The organism is Butyrivibrio sp. AC2005 (genome assembly GCF_000424145.1).
Classification (GTDB): domain Bacteria; phylum Bacillota; class Clostridia; order Lachnospirales; family Lachnospiraceae; genus Butyrivibrio.
Genome location: NZ_KE384137.1, coordinates 73,393 through 92,436 on the forward strand (window position 1 = coordinate 73,393; position 19,044 = coordinate 92,436).

Consider the following 19,044-nt stretch of genomic DNA (forward strand, 5'->3'; position numbering starts at 1 on the left):
TATGGGACGGACAGATTTTGATGATGGAAAAATTGAATCAATCGATGAATTTCAGTCTCCCGAGGCTCTTTATGAAGGGCTTATTAGCCGTGTTCGCAGATATCATCCATCTGATGATATTACTTTGATTGAAAAGGCTTATCAGGCTGCAGCCGAAGCTCATAAGGAGCAGAGGCGCAAGTCAGGTGAGCCTTATATTATTCATCCCCTTTGCGTTGCAATTATTCTGGCTGATCTTGAAATGGATAAGGAGACAATTGCAGCGGGGCTTCTTCATGATGTTGTTGAGGATACTATTTATACCAAGGCACAGGTTGAGGAGCAATTTGGCGCTGATGTAGCACTTCTTGTCGATGGCGTTACAAAGTTGCAGGGATTGGAGCTTTCAGGCGATTACGCAAGTAAGACTCCTGATCAGATGGAGATGCAGGCTCAAAATCTTCGTAAGATGTTTTTGGCAATGGCCAAGGATATTCGTGTAATTTTGATTAAGCTTGCCGACAGACTTCATAATATGCGTACGCTTAAGCATATGCCTCCTGAGAAGCAGCAGAGGATTGCGCAGGAGACACTGGATATTTACAGTCCGATTGCCGGAAGACTTGGTATCAGCAAGATTAAGATTGAACTTGATGATCTTTCTCTTAAATATCTGGAGCCTGATATTTATTATGACCTTGTTAAGAGGGTTGCGCAGAGAAAGGTTGAGAGAGAAAAATACGTAGAAGAAATATGCGCTGAAGTAAGAGAGCATGTTATTGCTGCAGGGATACATGGTGATGTAAACGGAAGAGTAAAGCATTTCTTTAGTATTTATAAGAAAATGCATAATCAGGGAAAAACTCTTGATCAGATTTACGATCTGTTTGCAGTCAGAATCATAGTGGATTCCGTAAAGGACTGCTATGCTGCACTTGGTGTAATACATGAGATGTATAAGCCGATTCCTGGACGATTTAAAGATTATATCGCTATGCCCAAGCCTAATATGTATCAGTCGCTTCATACGACGCTTATTGGCACAACCGGACAACCCTTCGAGATACAAATAAGAACCTACGATATGCACCGTGCAGCTGAATACGGTATTGCTGCACACTGGAAGTACAAAGAGGCATCCGACGGTAAGCATGTTGAGGGACAGGAAGAAGAAAAGCTTATATGGCTAAGACAGATTCTGGAATGGCAACAGGATATGTCCGATAACCAGGAGTTTATGAATCTGCTGAAGAGTGATCTTAACCTCTTCTCTGAGGATGTATATTGCTTTACTCCCAATGGAGAAGTTAAGAACCTGCCTGCGGGATCAACCCCTATCGACTTTGCATACAGTATTCACAGCGCAGTCGGTAATAAAATGATTGGTGCCAAGGTTAACGGTAAACTTGTTCCAATAGATTACAGAATACAGAATGGTGACAGAATCGAAATTCTTACGAGCCAGAATTCAAAAGGTCCAAGCAGAGACTGGCTAAGTATAGTAGGAAGTACATCTACAAAAAATAAGATCAATCAGTGGTTTAGAAATGAGTTCAAGGAAGAAAATATCAGTAAGGGTAAAGAGACCCTTGTTGAGTATTGTAAATCCAAGGGCATAGACATTTATAGTGTCATGAAGCCTGAATATCAGAACCTGATTGTCAGAAAATACGGATTCCACAGCTGGGATGCTGTTCTTGCGGCAGTTGGACACGGTGGCCTCAAGGAAGGCCAGGTAGTTAATAAGATTTTGGAACTGTATGAGAAGGATCATAAGCAGAACATCTCTGACGAGGAGGTTCTTGCTGCTGTTGCAGAATCCAATATTACACCTCGTGTCAGCAGTTCGGGAAGCGCTATTATTGTAAAGGGTATCCATGATGTTGCTGTAAGATTTTCAAAATGCTGCAATCCTGTACCTGGGGATCCTATAGTTGGCTTTGTTACGAGAGGCCGTGGTGTGTCAATTCACAGGAAGGATTGTGTCAATGTTCGCGCTATGCAGAACGAGGACAGAACAAGGCTCATAGAGGCAAAGTGGGAAAGTCATGCACTTGGCGAAAAATATGTTGCTACTATCAACATTTTTGCCAATAACAGATCAGGACTCCTGGCGGATGTATCAAGAGCACTTACTGAGAAAAATGTAGATATTCTTTCCATGAATACGCGTACAAGTAAGCAGGGACTTGCGACTATGGAGACTTCTTTCCAGGTTTCCAGCAGGGAAGAACTTGGAGAGATTGTTGATAAGATCAGGAATATTGACAGTGTTATCGATATCGAGAGAACAACAGGCTGATGCAGTTTTTACGAATGCTACATCCTGTGCTCGATATCGAACTTTTTATTTAAAAGGAAAAGGTATATAGAATGGCAAATAAAGAGATAGGAACTGTGGCAGTTGGCTCCATGTGCCTTGGTATGGTACAGACTAACTGCTATTTTGTTTATAAAGAAGACGGAAATGATCATAGTGTTAATGATGTTGAGGATAGTGATAGAAAATTCACACCTGTGATTTTTTTTGACCCTGCCGATGAAGGTGCACTTATATATGATGAACTTAAAAAGCGTGGCTTTAAAGTTGAAGCAATATACCTTACACATGGCCATTTTGATCATATAAGCGGAGTTAAGGAACTGAAGAAGCTTTCGGACGTAAAGGTATATGCCTATGAAAAAGAGGCAGGGCTCTGCGAGGATTTGGAATATAATCTTTCGGATATGTTCGGAACGAATGTTTCCGTAAAGCCGGATGTGCTGCTTTCTGATGGTGAAATGTGTGAATGTGCAGGTCTCAAGTTCAGGATTATTGCAACTCCCGGACACACAGAAGGGAGCTGCTGCTATTATTTCGAAGAGGATAATATTCTCATAAGCGGAGATACTTTATTTGAAGGGTCAGTCGGCCGTACGGATTTTCCGGGAGGCTCTGCAGCAACACTTGTCAGGTCATGCCATGAAAAGCTGTTTGTCCTTCCGGACGAAACGGTAGTTTATCCGGGACATGGACCATCTACCACAATAGGATTTGAGAAAACTCACAACATGTATTTGTAAGGAAATAAAGGCATTATAAAAATGATAAAGGTTTTACTTAATAAAGATAAGTTTAAATATGACATACATTCGCTGGTTAAGGCATTTTATCCTAAAGAGGATGTTAGTGTTCTTACATATGATGAAGATAAGTGTAGGGAGGCAATTGAAGATAATATCGTATTTATGATTGATATCAGTCTTATGGAGGAAGAAGGATATATCTCCATGAAGATTATTCATAATGATAATAGCGAGACATTTGCCAGGACGCAGTGTGCTGAGAATGATTTAGAGAGCTCTGCTTCAACAAATGGGTCGACAGCTTCGCTTTCAACTCCTAAAAATGCACTTAAACAAATGATGTACAGAGAACTTTCAAAGGAAATAGGCCATGACCTTCCCTGGGGTTCACTTACAGGGATAAGGCCTACCAGAATTCCTATGCAAATGCTTGACGCCGGTAAAGAGGAAGCAGAGATAAAGTCCTATATGAAGGACACTTTTTTTGTTTCTGATGAAAAGACAGAGCTTGCATATAATATTGCATTAAGAGAAAAGAAAATTCTTGATGATATAAATTACAAAAATGGCTATAGCATTTATCTGGGAATCCCTTTCTGTCCCACAACATGCTTGTATTGTTCTTTTACATCGTTCCCTATTGTTACCTGGAAAAAGAAGGTGAATGAATATATAGCATGTCTTGAAAAAGAAATTGATTATGTGGCAGATGCTTTTAAAGGGAAAACAGTTAATTCTGTATACATAGGCGGAGGTACTCCGACAACTCTTGAACCTGACCAGATGACAAGGCTTATCACATATCTGAGAGAAAAAATAGACTTATCAGAGTGCAGAGAGTTCACTGTAGAGTCGGGAAGACCTGATTCTATTACACGTGAAAAACTGAGTGCCATGAAAAAATGCGGAGTGGACAGAATATCTGTTAATCCTCAGACTATGAGTGATGAGACACTTAAGCGCATTGGAAGGCAACATACGGTTGCGCAGTTTGTGGATGCCTATAATATGGCCAGAGAAGAAGGCTTTGATAATATAAACATGGATATTATTCTGGGGCTTCCCGGCGAGACAGAAGAGGATGTTGAGCATACAATGAGGGAAATAGAAAAGCTGGGCCCTGATGACCTTACCGTGCACAGTCTGTCTGTGAAAAGAGGCTCAAGACTTGCTGAACACATTAGAAACAATGGCTTCTTTGTGGCAGGCGATACAGGAAAAATGATGGAAATCGCAAAGCGAAGTGCTGAAGGAATGGGGCTTTCTCCTTACTATCTGTACAGACAAAAGAACATTTCCGGTAATCTTGAAAACACCGGTTATGCCAGAGAGGGAAAAGCAGGTATTTACAATATTCTGATGATGGAAGAGGTTCAGTCTATAGTTGCTCTTGGCGCCGGGACTGTTACTAAGCGTGTATATGGAGATGGCAGAATAGAGAGATGTGACAACGTTAAGGATGTGACTCTTTACATGAACAGTATTGATGAAATGATTGGGCGTAAGAAACGTCTCTTTGATTGAAAATATCAAATTGGCGACTATGCAAATTGATATTCTTAAAATTGTATAAAAAATTAACTGTTTAATGAATATTCATCGTTAATATGATATTATTATGTATAAAGTTAACCAATGATTTGCCCATGCTGATAGCAGGAGGAGGAATTATGCAAGACTATACCAAGATTGAGTATTCAAGAAACAATGATGTAATTCTTCGTAACACAAAGGGACATTTCGTTACACCGAATGCTCATGTTAATTATTTTATTGATCTTTGTGACACAAAAGCCAGAATGAAAGAGGCGAGAGCAGCAGGTGAATCCCTTGCTGAGTTCTATATTGCTTCGGAAGTAATTGATACCATTCTTTGTCTTAATGGCATGGAGGTTGTTGGTTCTTATCTTGCTGATGCACTTACTCAGGCAGGTGTAATTTCCATGAATGCACATAAGACCATGTATATAACAGGACCTGAATATAATGTTAACGGACAGATCATGTTCAGAGATAATAATAAACATATGATTGCGGAAAAGAAGGTTCTTATATTGTCAGATTCTGTTACTACCGGTGGGATGTTAAGAAATGCACTGGATTCTGTTAGATTTTATGGCGGAGAAGTTGTCGGAATTGCTGCATTTTTCTCTGTAGCTACACAGATTGAAGGTTTCCCTATAAGATCACTGTTCTCGACAAGAGATCTTCCTGATTATGCAAGTTATCCTCATGATAATTGCCCGCTTTGTAAAGAGGGAATAAAGGTAGACGCTATATGTAACGGTTTTGGCTATTCCACATTATGACAGCAGGCAGCGAAAAGGATTATTGGTTGAAGGCAATAAGAATGCCCTCAATACCCATATCGCAAAGAAGAACATTTTGTGCAGGTATGTTGATTTCGTCGACATACCTGCTTTTATATTCATCAATTGAAAGCGCGGCTTTGATTTTATAGTCAGGACAGGAGTCAGCATAGCCCGGTTGTATTTTATCCGCCTTTGGTATGTATTCTTTTACATAGTGATTATAAATATCATCAGGAGATGCACAAAGCCAAAAGCAGCAGTTGCAATCGATGGTAAGCTTGTTTACAACACGGCGAAGCTGTTCATTCTTTAAATAATCAATTATAGGAAAGCCTGTAGTTTTGATTTCATAAACAAGATTTGCAAGAAGTCTGTAATCACTTCTGGATAACCGATCAGAATAATGATTTATAAGAAAATCGCAAACTTCGTATTTTCCACAGTACATTATTTCTGTAACTACAACATCAATAGGATTATGCTTGTCTGTGGTGAGCGCACTTATTTCCGGGAAAAGAGTATTGTCACGATATCCTTTTCCGGTATTTAAAATAGTCTTTGCTTTTTCAGTTAGATATTCATATTTAAAATCCCTATTATTCATACTTTTATTGTAAGACATTTGGTACTAAAAAAGTTATAAAAATAATATTGACAATGAAAATTAGCAGTATTATATTTAAATCAACATATGAATAAATGTTCATATGTAATATTGAGGAAGGAGAAAAAAGATGACAATGCTTTCCTGTAAACTGGATGAACTTCCCGATGAAGAAGAGATGTATGATCTCGCAGAGCTTTTCAAGGTTTTCGGTGATTCTACCAGGATAAGAATACTGTTTGCCTTATTTGCATCAGAATTTTGTGTGAATGATCTTGCAGAGAATCTGGGAATGACGCAGTCTGCTGTATCTCACCAGCTAAAAATACTTAAAATGAACAGCCTTGTTAAGAGTAGGCGAGAAGGTAAGCAGATGTATTATTATCTGGCGGATGACCATGTGAGAACAATAATTTCCATGGGCCGTGAACATATTGAAGAAAAATAACTATAAACAATAATAAAAAAAGAAAAGAGGAAAACAATATGAAGAAGAGTTACAAATGTGAAGTTGATTGTGCAAACTGTGCTGCAAAGATGGAAGATGCCATAAAGAAGATTGACGGCGTAACAAATGCAAGAGTTAACTTTATGACTCAGAAGCTTACACTTGAGGCTGATGATGACAGATATGCTGAAATTCTTGATGCAGCAGTTAAGGCATGCAAAAAGGTTGAGCCTGATTGCGAGATTGAAATTTAAGAAAAATATTACGTGGAAAGCATATGACATAAATTTAGAGGCAGAAAAATATGACTAAGAAAATGAAGAAAACCAGAAACAGAATAATAGGAGTACTGTTTGCTTTTGCATTATTACTTATAGCAGAGCATACAGGACTTTTTGAAAAGCTTCCGACACCGGCGATATTTATAATTTATCTTGTTCCTTATCTCGTAATAGGTTATGACGTTTTAAGAAAAGCTTTTATAAACATCTCGCATGGGCAGATATTTGATGAGAATTTTCTCATGATGATAGCGACCTTCGGAGCTTTTGGTATTGGTGAGTATTCAGAGGCTCTGGCAGTAATGCTGTTTTACCAGATAGGAGAGCTTTTTCAGAGCTATGCCGTCGGCAAGTCAAGAGCATCGATAACTGAGCTTATGAGTATTGCTCCTGAATATGCAAATGTAATTTTGGAGAATGGAGATGTATGCGAGACAGATCCGGAGGAAGTTGAGATAGGAACTGTTTTACTCATAAAACCCGGTGAGAAAATTCCGATAGACGGAATAGTTATAGAGGGCGAATCGTTTATAGATACTTCCGCTATTACAGGTGAATCTGTTCCGAGACGTGTAACTGAGGGCGGAGAAGTAATAAGCGGTTGCCTGAATAAGGACAATGTTCTGAAAATTCGTACTTCCAAAAACTATGAGGATTCTACTGTTTCAAAAATATTAGAGCTTGTTGAGAATGCCAGCAACAAGAAATCCAGGATGGAGAATTTTATAACAAGATTTGCCAGATATTATACGCCTGTTGTTACAATAGGTGCCGTACTTCTTGCAGTAATACCTCCTGTGTTAGGAATTATGTCCTTTGCTGATTCAATAAAAAGAGCATGCATTTTCCTTATAGTTTCCTGTCCCTGCGCGCTTGTAATATCTGTTCCTCTCGGGTTCTTTGGTGGAATAGGTGCAAGCTCAAAACATGGAATACTTGTTAAGGGAAGTAATTATCTGGAGGCAATTGCCGAAGCCAATACCCTTGTTCTTGATAAGACCGGGACTATTACTAAGGGAGAGTTCAGGGTAACAGAGATTATACCTGCTGCCACAGATGTAACAAAAGAAGAAATAATATGTATTGCAGCCGGTGCAGAAAAGTTTTCAAATCATCCGATTGCAAGATCTGTAATGGAATATCATGAGCAGATGCATAAAGACATACCGTCATTATCCGATGACAGCGAAGAACTTACGGAAATAAAGGAAGTTCCTGGGCATGGCATTACTGCTAAGCTTGGTGATGAAGATATATACGTAGGAAATGCAAAGCTTCTTAGGGTAAATAATATAGAATTTACAGAGTCAAAGGCGCCGGGTACCATTATTTATGTTGCAAAAGGAAAACTTTTTGTTGGAACAATCATAATATCTGATACAATAAAAGAAGGTGCGGCAGAGTCTATTTCAAAAGCCAAAAAGGCCGGCGTAGCCAGGGTGATAATGCTTACCGGAGATAATGAGGATACAGCCAGGGCTGTTGCCGATAAGGTTGGAATAGATAAGGTATATGCACAGCTTCTGCCCGCGGATAAAGTGGAAAGAGTTGAGAGCCTTCTTGATGAAAACAGTAATGGCAAGGTGGCTTTTGTAGGAGACGGTATTAACGATGCGCCGGTTCTTATGAGAGCAGATGTTGGAATAGCCATGGGAAGTATGGGATCAGATGCTGCTATAGAGGCTGCGGATATTGTTCTGATGGATGATGATATCGGAAAGATTTCAGCAGTAATTCAGATTGCCAGGAAGACCCTGAGAATAGTCAAGGAAAACATAGTCTTTGCTCTTTTCGTAAAAATATTGATACTGTTTCTTGGCGCTTTTGGATTTGCAACCATGTGGATGGCTGTTTTCGGAGATGTTGGCGTAGCAGTACTTGCAATCTTAAATTCAATGAGAGCCATGAAATGGTCGAAAGAGGACATGAATGGCAAAGTCAGAGCTTGAACTTATTCAGCTGTTAATGAAGCTTATCGGTCATAAAACCGGTGAAATCAGTAAGGTTACATATACTCCTCAGAAGATAGCTTTTCCCAAGGATGCTGACGGAGAAACAAGTCTTCCGAGATCCACTCCTGAGGAGCAGGGTGTTGATAGTGCTTTTATAGAAAAGCTTTTCAGAGCACTCTATGATAATAACAAATGCCACATGCATAAGATTATGGCTGTCCGAAACGGACATGTCATTGGTGAATGTGCCTTTAAGCCGTTTGATATGGATTATTGGCATGTGACTCATTCTATGTGCAAAAGCGTGACAGGAATGGCTATAGGTCTTCTTGTCTACGAAGGAAAAATTAAATTAGACGACAAAATTGAAGATATATTCGGAAAAAAAGGGCCCTTGAGCTACATCTTTTCCAAAGGACTGACTGTAAGACATCTTCTTACCATGAGTAGTGGTGTTGAGTTTAATGAGTCGGGCTCTGTCCTTTGTAATGATTGGAAAAAACAATTCCTTGAGTCATCAACGAAGTTTACTCCGGGGACTGCCTTTGAGTATAATTCAATGAATTCATACATGCTCTCTGCAATTGTGACGGAAGTTACTGGCGAGAGCATGTTTGATTATCTAAAACCAAGAATTTTTGAACCCCTTGGAATCAAAAGAGCCTTTTGGGAAAGCTGTCCCCAGAATATTACAAAGGGTGGATGGGGCTTATATCTAAGGCTTGAGGATATGGCTAAGCTTGGACAGCTATATTTGAATAACGGAACCTATGACGGAAAGGTAATTCTTCCCGAGGAATGGGTGAAGGAATCTACTACCATACAGATTGCTACAGGAGAAGTAACTGCTCCGGGATATGGTTTTCAGCTATGGAATAGCAGCTCAAGGATAGGCGCATATACCTTTAACGGAATGCTTGGACAAAATGTATATGTATTTCCTGATGTAAACATGATGATAGTTACAAATGCAGGTAATGAAGATCTGTTCCAAAAAGGAAATATGTCCGGAACGGTTCATAAGCTTATGTCAGAAATAAATGTCATAAATGAACCTATAGAGATGACAGAGGAAGTACTTGCAAGGCAGAACAGTTTAAAGGAATTTATTCGAAAAGCTGAGGATTTGCCAAAGCAGCGAACCTGTATTGCAGGTGGCGGATGGAACAAAAAGAAGAAACGTAATACCTTCGGGATGAGTCCGAAATTCAGACATCATTTTATGAAGTGTCTTGATGGTATCACTTACGATATGGACGATGAAGGTGTTGGTTTTATGCCGCTTCTTGTTCAGGTTATGCACAATAATTATACGGACGGAATTAAATCAATCGGATTTAAGCTTGATGACAGGACGGGTGCATTTTACCTTCTGATAAGGGAAGGTGATACAGTTCATGAGATAAAGTGCGGCTTTGACGGCTTTAGAGCAGTTACTGAAATTGATGAACATGGCGAAATATATTCGATATCAACAGTATCCGAGTTTTCGCTGGATGAATATAACAGGCCTGTTCTGAGAAATGAATTCTACTTATTAGAAGACTCTACAGCCAGAGTTATGAATGTTTACTTTGGTAAGAGAGAACCTCTTCAGCATGATATAGGCTTTTCTCTGGAAAAGATGAATCCACCTGTAAATATAGGTATAAGATTCGATGAAATACCGGGTAGTGGAATGCTGATTGGAATACTTAATCAGTTTGGACATTTGGATGTAGGAAAAGGAATGAGCGGTTTTGTTATAAACAGGCTTTCCGATTATGGTGCTATTGATGCTCTGATGCTGGCAATAATAAATACAGTAAGGCCTAAACTTCATGGAGTGCTACATGACAAAGAATCTTCCCTGGAGTATGATAGTAATGATGAGTCTCAGAGAGATAGTGAGAATATTACAATTGATGATGATGCAATAATGGAGGACGACTAATATGGCAAATGAAATATATTCAAAGGTTGAAAAATGTGTAAAAGCAATAAGGAAGGTAACAGATTTTGAACCCAGAGTTGCGATTACACTTGGCTCAGGACTTGGCAATTATGCTGAGCAGATAGATGTAAAATGTGAAATATCCTATTCTGATATTCCGGGATTTCCTATATCAACAGTTCCGGGACACGCCGGAAAATTTATTTTCGGATATGTTGGGAAGGTACCCGTTGTATGCATGAAGGGAAGAGTACATTTTTATGAAGGCTATGACATCAGTGATGTAGTTCTTCCGGCGAGAGTAATGCGAAGGCTTGGAGCAGAGATTTTATTCCTTACAAATGCTGCAGGCGGAATCAATTATACTTTTGATGCGGGTGATCTGATGCTTATAAATGATCATATTTCATTGTTTGCCAAAAATCCTTTAATTGGCCAGAATATTGATGAATACGGAACAAGATTTCCGGATATGAGCTGTGTATATGATAAGGAGCTTCGTGAGATTATTCTTGAAACAGCTCTCAAGAATAAGATACCGCTTAAGCAGGGAATATACGCGCAGGTTACAGGACCTTCCTTTGAGTCTCCGGCGGAAATCCGTATGTTAAGAATCAGCGGAGCAGATGCGGTAGGTATGAGTACCGTTGTAGAAGCAATCGCTGCAAGACACATGGGAATGAGAGTATGTGGTATTTCCTGCATAAGTAACCTCGCAGCAGGAATGCTTAATGAGCCCCTGTCACATGAGGATGTACAGAAGGCTGCGGACAAGACAGGTCCTTTATTTGAGAAACTTGTTACTGAATGCGTAAAAAAATTCTAATACCGGGTAGGAGATAAGCATGAGAATCAGATTTTACAACGCCAGAATTCTTACTATGAAAGATGGGCAGGATATATTCGAGGGTGAACTTTGGGTAAGTAATGATAAGATTATTTTCTGTGATACTAACGAACAGATTGAGAATTATTATAAGGAAAATCCGGGCTCTATGCTCGTATTTGACAGAGAGATTGACTGTAAGGGTAATCTTTTGATGCCTGGCTTTAAAAATGCGCATACTCACTCAGCAATGACACTTTTAAGGTCAAGAGCAGATGATATGCCGCTTTCTGACTGGTTGAATAAACAGATATTTCCTGTGGAAGCAAAGCTTACTGAGGAGGATATTTATTACCTTACAAAGCTTGCCATATTGGAATATCTTGATGGGGGTATTACCTCAATTTTTGACATGTATCTTACACCCTTATCAATTGCTGATGCCTGCAGAGACACAGGAATGAGATGTGTTCAGGTTGGCGCTGTAAATAATTTCAGTCAGTCGCCTGAGCTTGTTGAAGAAATGTATAACAAGCTTAATGGCAGAGATGAATATAATTCGTATATCCTGGGATTCCATGCTGAATATACCTCCTCAAAGGAACTGCTTCAAAAGATAGCGGATTTGGCTTTGAAATATAAAGCACCTGTATTTACCCATATTTCAGAGACCGCGGACGAAGTTGCCGGATGCAGGGAGAGATATGGAATGAGTCCTGTTGAATTCCTTGACAGCCTTGGTATGTTTAATTATGGTGGTGGCGGATACCATTTGGTACATACCGATGAGAAGGATATGGAGATACTGAAAAAGCGCGGCATGTATGTTGTAACTAATCCCGGTTCAAATACAAAGCTTGCAAGTGGAATTGCACCTATAAATGAATACTTAAAGAGGGGAATACCTGTAGCAATAGGAACTGACGGACCTGCAAGTAATAATGCTCTTAATATGTTCAGGGAAATGTTCCTGGTTACCGGACTTGGTAAGCTTAAAGAAAATGATGCCGCATGCATAGATGCAATGGAAGTACTTAAGATGGCTACTGTAAATGGTGCTCACGCTATGGGACTTGCCAATGCCGATATACTTGAGCAGGGTAAGCTTGCCGATGTTATAATGATCGATCTTAATCAGCCTAATATGCAGCCGATTAACAATATCTGTAAGAATATAGTATATAGCGGTAATACCTCAAATGTTATTCTTACAATGATTGGGGGCGTTATCAGGTACGAGAACGGAAACTACAACATAGGTGTTAGCCCTGAGGAAGTGTACAAAAAGGCTAACGAAATAAAACAGAGAATAGATAAGGAATTATAATTCCGGAGACGGTATGACATATAGTTTAATTTTGGGAATTATCTTTGCATTTATATTTGCAATATTTTTGCTTGGCTATAACAACAATAAAACCGAACAGAGAGTTTTTAGAAAGAAGTGCGCAGACGAATACGGTGCTGCGCCTTCGTCTCGTCTAAAGAAAAAGAATAAGGATGTCAGTGGCTTCTTTAAGGCAAAAAGAAGAACTTTTTCAGTTGATGACATCACCTGGAACGATCTTATGATGGAGGATGTATATGACAGGATAAATTACTGTGAATCCTCATCAGGAGAAGAATACCTCTATTATTTACTAAGGTGTCCTGAAATAGAAAATGATAATTCCTTCAGTGCTATGGAAAAAAGCCTTAAGGTCCTCGAACAGAAGGAGGATGAAAGGATTTGCCTTAAGGAAAGCCTTCACAGAATAGGTAAAGCAGGCAAATACTCTTTATGGGATTATTTGCCGCTTGTTGATAAGGCTGAAGGTGGTTCTAATTTATTACACATAACAGTTCTTTTTCTTTATGCAGTATCTGTTATAGTAATGGCTTTTATGAATTTTATGGCAGGCTTTTTGCTGTTTATTATTCTGGTAGGGATAAATATTGTGTCCTACTTTAAGGTGAAAGGCGCTATAGATCCATACCTTACAACGTTTTCTTATGTTCTTAGGCTTGTAAGAAGTGCAGGTGAACTTAAAACAATTAAGTCAGAAGCTTTTTTTGATGAAATACAAAAAATAGATCAATATGAAAGCAGGTTAAAACCCTTTAAGCGAGGATCCTGGATTCTTATGTCAGGAGGTAAGGCTACGGGATCGTCAAATCCTATAGACATTCTTCTTGATTATGTGAGAATGACTACGCATCTTGATCTCATTAAATTCAATTCCATGTATAAGAAGCTTAAAAAGGAGCTTGAAAGTGTTGAAAAGCTTACCGCACTCATAGGATATATTGATACCTGTGTGTCTGTAGCATATTACAGAGCTTCTCTTTCAGGCGGATATTGTATTCCTGCGTTTGATGATTCAGGGATATATTCAATAAAGGCCGGAAGACATCCGCTTATGGAGAAGCCTGTCCCAAATTCCTTTGAAGCAGAAAAAGGCTTTCTTATAACAGGATCAAACGCTTCGGGTAAATCCACCTTTCTTAAGATGTGTGCTATAAATACTATTTTTGCACAGACTATACATACCTGCCTTTGTGATGAATACAGAGGCCCTTTTTACAGAGTTTATACCTCTATGGCTCTTAAGGATAACCTTAAGCTTGGTGATAGCTACTATATGGTGGAAATAAAATCACTTAAGAGAATTCTGGATGCTGCTTACGAGCAAAAGACACCCGTGCTTTGCTTTATAGATGAAGTTTTACGGGGAACCAATACGGTGGAAAGAATAGCAGCATCCTCTAAAATACTTGAGTTCTTTGCTCAAAATAAGGAAAGAATAATGTGTTTTGCAGCAACACATGACGGAGAACTGTCAGATATTTTAGGAAAGCTTTATGATGTACATCACTTTGAAGGTGAAATGAATGAAGGTGATGTGATTTTTGATTATAAATTAAAAACAGGTCCTGCTACCAAGAGAAATGCCATAAGCCTCTTAAGAACAATCGGATATAACGATAACATAGTTAATGAGGCTGAGAGCATGGCTGCAAGATTCGAAGAAAAAGGGATTTGGAATTTGTGAGGTTGATATGAAAGTTACAATTTATTCAGATGGATCTGCAAGAGGTAATCCGGATGGCCCCGGTGGCTATGGCACAGTAATTCAATATGTGGATGCCAAAGGTGTTCTGCATGAAAAAGAATTGAGTGCAGGATATGACAAAACTACTAATAACCGTATGGAGCTCATGGGTGCGATAATGGGACTTGAAGCATTGAATCGTCCTTGTGTGGTTGATCTGTATTCGGATTCAAAATATGTGATAAGCGCCTTTAATGAGAACTGGATAGACGGATGGATTAAAAAGAACTGGAAAAAGTCAGATGGCAAGCCCGTAAAGAATGTTGAGTTGTGGAAGCGACTTCTGGAAGCATCAAATAGGCATCAGGTTACCTGGCATTGGGTTAAAGGTCATGACGGTCATACTGAAAATGAGAGATGTGATGGTCTTGCTACTGGGGCAGCCGATGGACCTTCCGGGGATTTACTGCATGATGATGGCGGAGATCTGAGATGATGCTAATATTTTTACTCCATTTCTTTAAATGATTTCATTGAGCAAGAATTGAAATAAAGACAGCATAATCTGAATTGAAATAAATAAATTTTGTGGTATAATACTTTAGTGAAAACAAAAATATTTTAGATAATTGCTTAAGAATAGAAATCTTGGGCGGAATGGGGTGAATTATGAAATTCTTCTTGGATACTGCTAATGTTGATGACATTAAAAAAGCAAATGATATGGGCGTTATCTGTGGTGTAACAACAAACCCTTCACTTATTGCAAAAGAAGGAAGAGATTTTAATCAGGTTGTTGCAGAAATCGCTTCAATCGTTGATGGACCTATAAGTGGTGAAGTTAAGGCTACAACAGTTGATGCTGAAGGTATGATCAAAGAGGGCCGCGAGATTGCTAAAATACATAAGAATATGGTAGTAAAGATTCCTATGACAGCAGAAGGCCTTAAGGCTTGTCACACACTTGCAGCAGAAGGTATTAAGATCAATATGACTCTTATCTTTACAGCTAATCAGGCTCTTCTTGCAGCAAGAGCAGGTGCTGCTTTTGTAAGTCCTTTCCTTGGAAGACTTGATGATATCAGCACAAGAGGTACAGATCTTATTTCTGAGGTTGCTCAGATTTTTGACCTTCACGGCATTGATACAGAAATAATTGCTGCATCTGTTCGTCATCCTATGCACGTTACAGATTGTGCTCTTGCAGGTGCACACATTGCAACAGTACCTTACAAGGTAATTGAGCAGATGATCAATCATCCTCTTACAACTTCAGGCATTGATAAGTTCCAGAAGGATTATAAGGCTGTTTTTGGTGAGTAATATTTAGGTCTGCTAATAACTTATATGCATTGAAAAAGGAGTACCATGTATGTGGTATTCCTTTTATTTTTTACCAATTTTTTATATATGATTAATAGTTTTAAAGCCTATGTTTTGATACCATTAATTATGATATACCAATATAAAGAATAAGGCTGGTTTTTGTATGGCAGAAAATGAAGTAGAAGGGCTTCCTAAGGACCTATACCAGAAAGAAGAATTTGTAAGTTTGGTTAATAAGAAAGCAGAAAATGGTGAATTCTCTGTTTCTTTTTGCTGTGTGTATTTCGCTGTCGAAAACTTTATGCAGTATTACATGAAATATGGTTTTGACGAAGGGTATCAGCTTATTTCATTTGTTGGTAAAAAAATCAGAAATGCATTTCCTGTAGATATTGCATGTAAGCTTGAAGATTCAACCTTCGCGGTTATTACTGATATTGAAGATGTAGATACTTTCATAAACAGAATACGAAAAGATTTTGATGAAGTTTATATACATACCGGTATGGAGCTTCATGCAGGTATTTATCCTATTGAGCCTGACGACCGGAATGCTGAAGAAATAATACAAAATGCCAATATCGCGTGCTTCAACGGTGATTCAAAATCAGAAGGCATTACTGTGTTTGACAGGGAGCATGTTGATAATAGTGTACTAATGCAGCACTACGTGGTGCATCATCTTGAATCTGCTCTTGAAAATGGTGAAATAGTTATTTATTATCAGCCGATTTTCCATACTTATTCAGGAAAGGTCTGCGGACATGAAGCGCTTGCACGTTGGAATAACCCTGAATATGGTGTTTTGATGCCCAATGACTTTGTCCCTGTTCTTGAAAATTCGAAAAAAATATATCTTTTGGATTCATTTGTAATAAAACAGGTATGTGAGGACCAGAGTAAGATTAAGGAGACGACAGGACTTGATCCGGTACCTGTTTCAATTAACCTTACAAGGCTTGATTTTGAGCTTTGTGATATGTTAAAGCTTCTGGAAGAACAGGTAAAAAAATATAAGCTGTCCAGAAATCTTATTCAGATAGAGATTAGCGAAGCTGAGATAACAACTGACAGAAAAGGTATCAAGCGTGAACTTGAAAGATTCAGAGATGCCGGATTTACAATTGTGTTTGATGATTTCGGAAGTGAATATTCATCTCTTCATATATTGAATGATATGCCCTTTGATGCTGTTAAGATAAACAGTAGTTTTCTTGAGGGATATACCTATGACAAGAAGCCGAGACTTATGATGAAGAATGTCATCAACATGGTTAAGGAGCTTGGTATTCGTACTATGATGGGAAGCGTTGAGGATGAAGAAATCCTTGAGTTCTTAAAGCAGGCAGGCTGTGAAAAGACGCAGGGACATCTTTATAGTGAAGCTGTGCCCTTATGGTATTATCCGGAAGGTGGTTACCCGTTTGAATATGAATCGGAAGAGGAGCGGAATTTCTACAGCGAGATTGGCAATGTAAATATACTTTCACAGACACCTATAGAAGAAAAGCATATTGATGAGGAGGAGTCAATTTTCCTCAATCAGCTTCCCCTTGCTATATTGGAATTTGACAATAAGAGTAATTTCAAGGTTTTGATGTACAGTAAGGATTTTAATGATATTTTTGAACCTCTGTTCATAGGTGATGTAAAGTTTATTAGTGATCTTTTTGACTCACCCAGGCATTCTCTTACCAAGAATATGAAGCTTCTTGCGGCACAATGTTTTGATAATGATGATATACATTCCATGGAGTTTGTTACAAGCAAAGGCTATAACAGGCTTATGCTGAGACGAATAACATCGGCAAGGGAAATCGGGAAGATAGCTATACTCGCTATAGCTGAGAATATGACAGATGAAGATGCAGGTGCAAGAGCTGTTCAGCTAGATGCTCATCTGAAGTATCTATACATGATATACAATCGTGTTGATATAGTTAATGTTGACATGGATACCTTTGAAACCGTATATGAGAACAATGTAAAATATACGCAGAGAATGTCAAAAGGTACATTTTCAAAGGCAGTTAAGACTTTTGCGGATGAAGCCATTTATAACGAAGACAGGGAATCCTTTATGGATTTCTATGATATCAGTACCCTCAATGAGCGTATTGAGGAATATAGCTTTGATCATCTGACTGACTACTTTAGAACTATTGATGCGAAGGGTGATTATAACTGGCTGATGTATCTTATTATTCCGATTTTCTCAGAGGAAAATAAGATGTTTATTATGTGCTCAAGAAGCATTGATGCTGAGCGCATGAGAAAGCTTCCGGATATCAGTCAGAGTGGATCGGAATATTATGATATGCCAAGCGATCCGACATTCCTGCTTCTTGCCAGCGATGCATTTACCGATACTCTTGGCTATGGTTCGTTTGAACAGTTTATCAGAAATACCTTTTATCTTGAGGCTAATCTTACGGATGATAAAACTGTTTATATGCATCTTGGTCAGAGTGGACTTATATCCGATTTTGGTGAAACGGGTTATATTGAGCTTCCGTTTAATGATGTGATGAACAGCATGATCAATGCACAGGTGCTCGATGAAGATAAACAAAAGGTTATAGAGTTTTTTGATAATAAAAAACTCTTACAAAACTATTATGGTGGTACAACAGCTGATCATATTGTCTGCCTTGAAATGACAGGTGCAAATGATATACCAAGATATCAGCATTTCTGCTATAGAATGAGAAAATCCAGGCAGGATGACAAGATACATATTTATATTTTGAAATATGATATTGACCAGTTTAAGAGAACCAACGAGAGAATAAGATATCTTGCTGAAAGGGATACATTGACCGGTCTCTTTAACAGAATGACAATCAGTAAAATATTTGAAGGCTTTATTCAGGATGGAGAAACCAAGAGTCTTGCGCTTGTTCTTCTTGATCTTGATTATTTCAAGCACATAAATGACAGATATGGGCATGATTGCGGAGATAAGGTTCTTAAGGATGCTGCCAGAAGAATGCAGGAAAACCTCGGGGATGACTGTTATCCTGCCAGAATCGGCGGTGATGAATTCCTTGCCGTTATACGTAATAAGTCAGAGGATGAGGTTGACAGACTGCTTAAGAGCTTTTTAGAAGACAATAAGACAGTAGATTACAATGGTGAAAAAGTAAAATTTACAATGTCTATAGGATATTCTGTATACCCTTCAGACGGAAAAGCGTATAATGAATTATATAGAAATGCTGATAAAGCTTTATACCATGTAAAAGAAAACGGAAAGAACAATTATTCCAAGTACAAAGGGTAGGG

15 protein-coding genes are annotated in these 19,044 nt (G+C 38.6%); 14 read left to right on the forward strand and 1 reads right to left on the reverse strand.

Annotation, left to right across the window (positions count from 1 at the left end):
• Nucleotide 1 precedes the first annotated feature (1 nt).
• From G602_RS0117350 to G602_RS0117365, 4 genes are all read left to right on the forward strand, one after another.
• Nucleotides 2-2,281, forward strand: coding sequence for a RelA/SpoT family protein (locus G602_RS0117350; RefSeq protein WP_044932665.1), 2,280 nt, complete (start codon nt 2-4; stop codon nt 2,279-2,281).
• 71 nt (nt 2,282-2,352) lie between these two features.
• Entirely contained in the window at nt 2,353-3,042 is a 690-nt protein-coding gene (locus G602_RS0117355) for an MBL fold metallo-hydrolase (RefSeq protein ID WP_026660088.1), read from the forward strand.
• A gap of 21 nt (nt 3,043-3,063) precedes the next feature.
• The gene (hemZ, locus tag G602_RS0117360) at nt 3,064-4,569 is read left to right on the forward strand and encodes a coproporphyrinogen dehydrogenase HemZ (RefSeq protein ID WP_026660089.1); all 1,506 of its coding nucleotides are present in this window, start codon (nt 3,064-3,066) and stop codon (nt 4,567-4,569) included.
• 146 nt (nt 4,570-4,715) lie between these two features.
• Nucleotides 4,716-5,354, forward strand: coding sequence for a hypothetical protein (locus G602_RS0117365; RefSeq protein WP_026660090.1), 639 nt, complete (start codon nt 4,716-4,718; stop codon nt 5,352-5,354).
• 19 nt (nt 5,355-5,373) lie between these two features.
• Here the strand turns inward: G602_RS0117365 and G602_RS0117370 are convergent, their stop codons facing one another.
• Nucleotides 5,374-5,961 carry a hypothetical protein gene (locus tag G602_RS0117370; RefSeq protein WP_026660091.1) on the reverse strand — a complete coding sequence of 196 codons (588 nt, stop codon included), beginning with the start codon at nt 5,959-5,961 and terminating at the stop codon, nt 5,374-5,376.
• A gap of 130 nt (nt 5,962-6,091) precedes the next feature.
• Between G602_RS0117370 and G602_RS27290 the strand changes: the two genes are divergently transcribed.
• From G602_RS27290 to G602_RS0117420, 10 genes are all read left to right on the forward strand, one after another.
• Nucleotides 6,092-6,409 (forward strand): ArsR/SmtB family transcription factor, encoded by a 318-nt coding sequence (locus G602_RS27290; RefSeq protein ID WP_044932667.1) that lies wholly within the window; start codon nt 6,092-6,094, stop codon nt 6,407-6,409.
• Nucleotides 6,410-6,447: 38 nt separating this feature from the next.
• A complete protein-coding gene (locus G602_RS0117380) occupies nt 6,448-6,663 on the forward strand; it encodes a cation transporter (RefSeq protein WP_026660092.1) in 216 nt (71 codons plus the stop codon).
• A 50-nt stretch (nt 6,664-6,713) separates the two neighbouring features.
• Complete coding sequence (locus G602_RS0117385) at nt 6,714-8,639, forward strand: heavy metal translocating P-type ATPase (RefSeq protein ID WP_026660093.1); 1,926 nt, start codon at nt 6,714-6,716, stop codon at nt 8,637-8,639.
• Nucleotides 8,620-10,575, forward strand: a complete 1,956-nt coding sequence (locus G602_RS27295) for a serine hydrolase domain-containing protein (RefSeq protein WP_049945307.1) — start codon at nt 8,620-8,622, stop codon at nt 10,573-10,575. Before G602_RS0117385 ends, G602_RS27295 begins: the two co-directional genes overlap by 20 nt.
• Before the next feature lies 1 nt (nt 10,576).
• Entirely contained in the window at nt 10,577-11,401 is an 825-nt protein-coding gene (locus G602_RS0117395; RefSeq protein ID WP_026660094.1) for a purine-nucleoside phosphorylase, read from the forward strand.
• A 19-nt stretch (nt 11,402-11,420) separates the two neighbouring features.
• Nucleotides 11,421-12,728, forward strand: a complete 1,308-nt coding sequence (locus tag G602_RS0117400; protein WP_026660096.1) for an amidohydrolase family protein — start codon at nt 11,421-11,423, stop codon at nt 12,726-12,728.
• A 13-nt stretch (nt 12,729-12,741) separates the two neighbouring features.
• Nucleotides 12,742-14,433 carry a MutS-related protein gene (locus G602_RS27300; protein ID WP_044932671.1) on the forward strand — a complete coding sequence of 564 codons (1,692 nt, stop codon included), beginning with the start codon at nt 12,742-12,744 and terminating at the stop codon, nt 14,431-14,433.
• A gap of 7 nt (nt 14,434-14,440) precedes the next feature.
• The gene (rnhA, locus tag G602_RS0117410; protein ID WP_026660097.1) at nt 14,441-14,929 is read left to right on the forward strand and encodes a ribonuclease HI; all 489 of its coding nucleotides are present in this window, start codon (nt 14,441-14,443) and stop codon (nt 14,927-14,929) included.
• A gap of 173 nt (nt 14,930-15,102) precedes the next feature.
• Entirely contained in the window at nt 15,103-15,756 is a 654-nt protein-coding gene (fsa, locus tag G602_RS0117415; protein WP_026660098.1) for a fructose-6-phosphate aldolase, read from the forward strand.
• A gap of 166 nt (nt 15,757-15,922) precedes the next feature.
• Nucleotides 15,923-19,042: a sensor domain-containing diguanylate cyclase gene (locus tag G602_RS0117420; protein WP_026660099.1), complete on the forward strand. Its 3,120-nt coding sequence runs from the start codon at nt 15,923-15,925 to the stop codon at nt 19,040-19,042.
• Nucleotides 19,043-19,044: the final 2 nt, after the last annotated feature.

What these genes read in the sequence shown, in the direction of transcription:
- G602_RS0117350 (WP_044932665.1), top strand. Translation starts at nt 2, where the DNA reads ATGGGACGGACAGATTTTGATGATGGAAAAATTGAATCAATCGATGAA.
- G602_RS0117420 (WP_026660099.1), top strand. Translation starts at nt 15,923, where the DNA reads ATGGCAGAAAATGAAGTAGAAGGGCTTCCTAAGGACCTATACCAGAAA.
- G602_RS0117365 (WP_026660090.1), top strand. Translation starts at nt 4,716, where the DNA reads ATGCAAGACTATACCAAGATTGAGTATTCAAGAAACAATGATGTAATT.
- G602_RS27290 (WP_044932667.1), top strand. Translation starts at nt 6,092, where the DNA reads ATGACAATGCTTTCCTGTAAACTGGATGAACTTCCCGATGAAGAAGAG.
- rnhA (WP_026660097.1), top strand. Translation starts at nt 14,441, where the DNA reads ATGAAAGTTACAATTTATTCAGATGGATCTGCAAGAGGTAATCCGGAT.
- G602_RS0117400 (WP_026660096.1), top strand. Translation starts at nt 11,421, where the DNA reads ATGAGAATCAGATTTTACAACGCCAGAATTCTTACTATGAAAGATGGG.
- G602_RS27295 (WP_049945307.1), top strand. Translation starts at nt 8,620, where the DNA reads ATGGCAAAGTCAGAGCTTGAACTTATTCAGCTGTTAATGAAGCTTATC.
- fsa (WP_026660098.1), top strand. Translation starts at nt 15,103, where the DNA reads ATGAAATTCTTCTTGGATACTGCTAATGTTGATGACATTAAAAAAGCA.
- hemZ (WP_026660089.1), top strand. Translation starts at nt 3,064, where the DNA reads ATGATAAAGGTTTTACTTAATAAAGATAAGTTTAAATATGACATACAT.
- G602_RS0117355 (WP_026660088.1), top strand. Translation starts at nt 2,353, where the DNA reads ATGGCAAATAAAGAGATAGGAACTGTGGCAGTTGGCTCCATGTGCCTT.
- G602_RS27300 (WP_044932671.1), top strand. Translation starts at nt 12,742, where the DNA reads ATGACATATAGTTTAATTTTGGGAATTATCTTTGCATTTATATTTGCA.
- G602_RS0117385 (WP_026660093.1), top strand. Translation starts at nt 6,714, where the DNA reads ATGACTAAGAAAATGAAGAAAACCAGAAACAGAATAATAGGAGTACTG.
- G602_RS0117380 (WP_026660092.1), top strand. Translation starts at nt 6,448, where the DNA reads ATGAAGAAGAGTTACAAATGTGAAGTTGATTGTGCAAACTGTGCTGCA.
- G602_RS0117395 (WP_026660094.1), top strand. Translation starts at nt 10,577, where the DNA reads ATGGCAAATGAAATATATTCAAAGGTTGAAAAATGTGTAAAAGCAATA.
- G602_RS0117370 (WP_026660091.1), bottom strand. Translation starts at nt 5,961, where the DNA reads ATGAATAATAGGGATTTTAAATATGAATATCTAACTGAAAAAGCAAAG.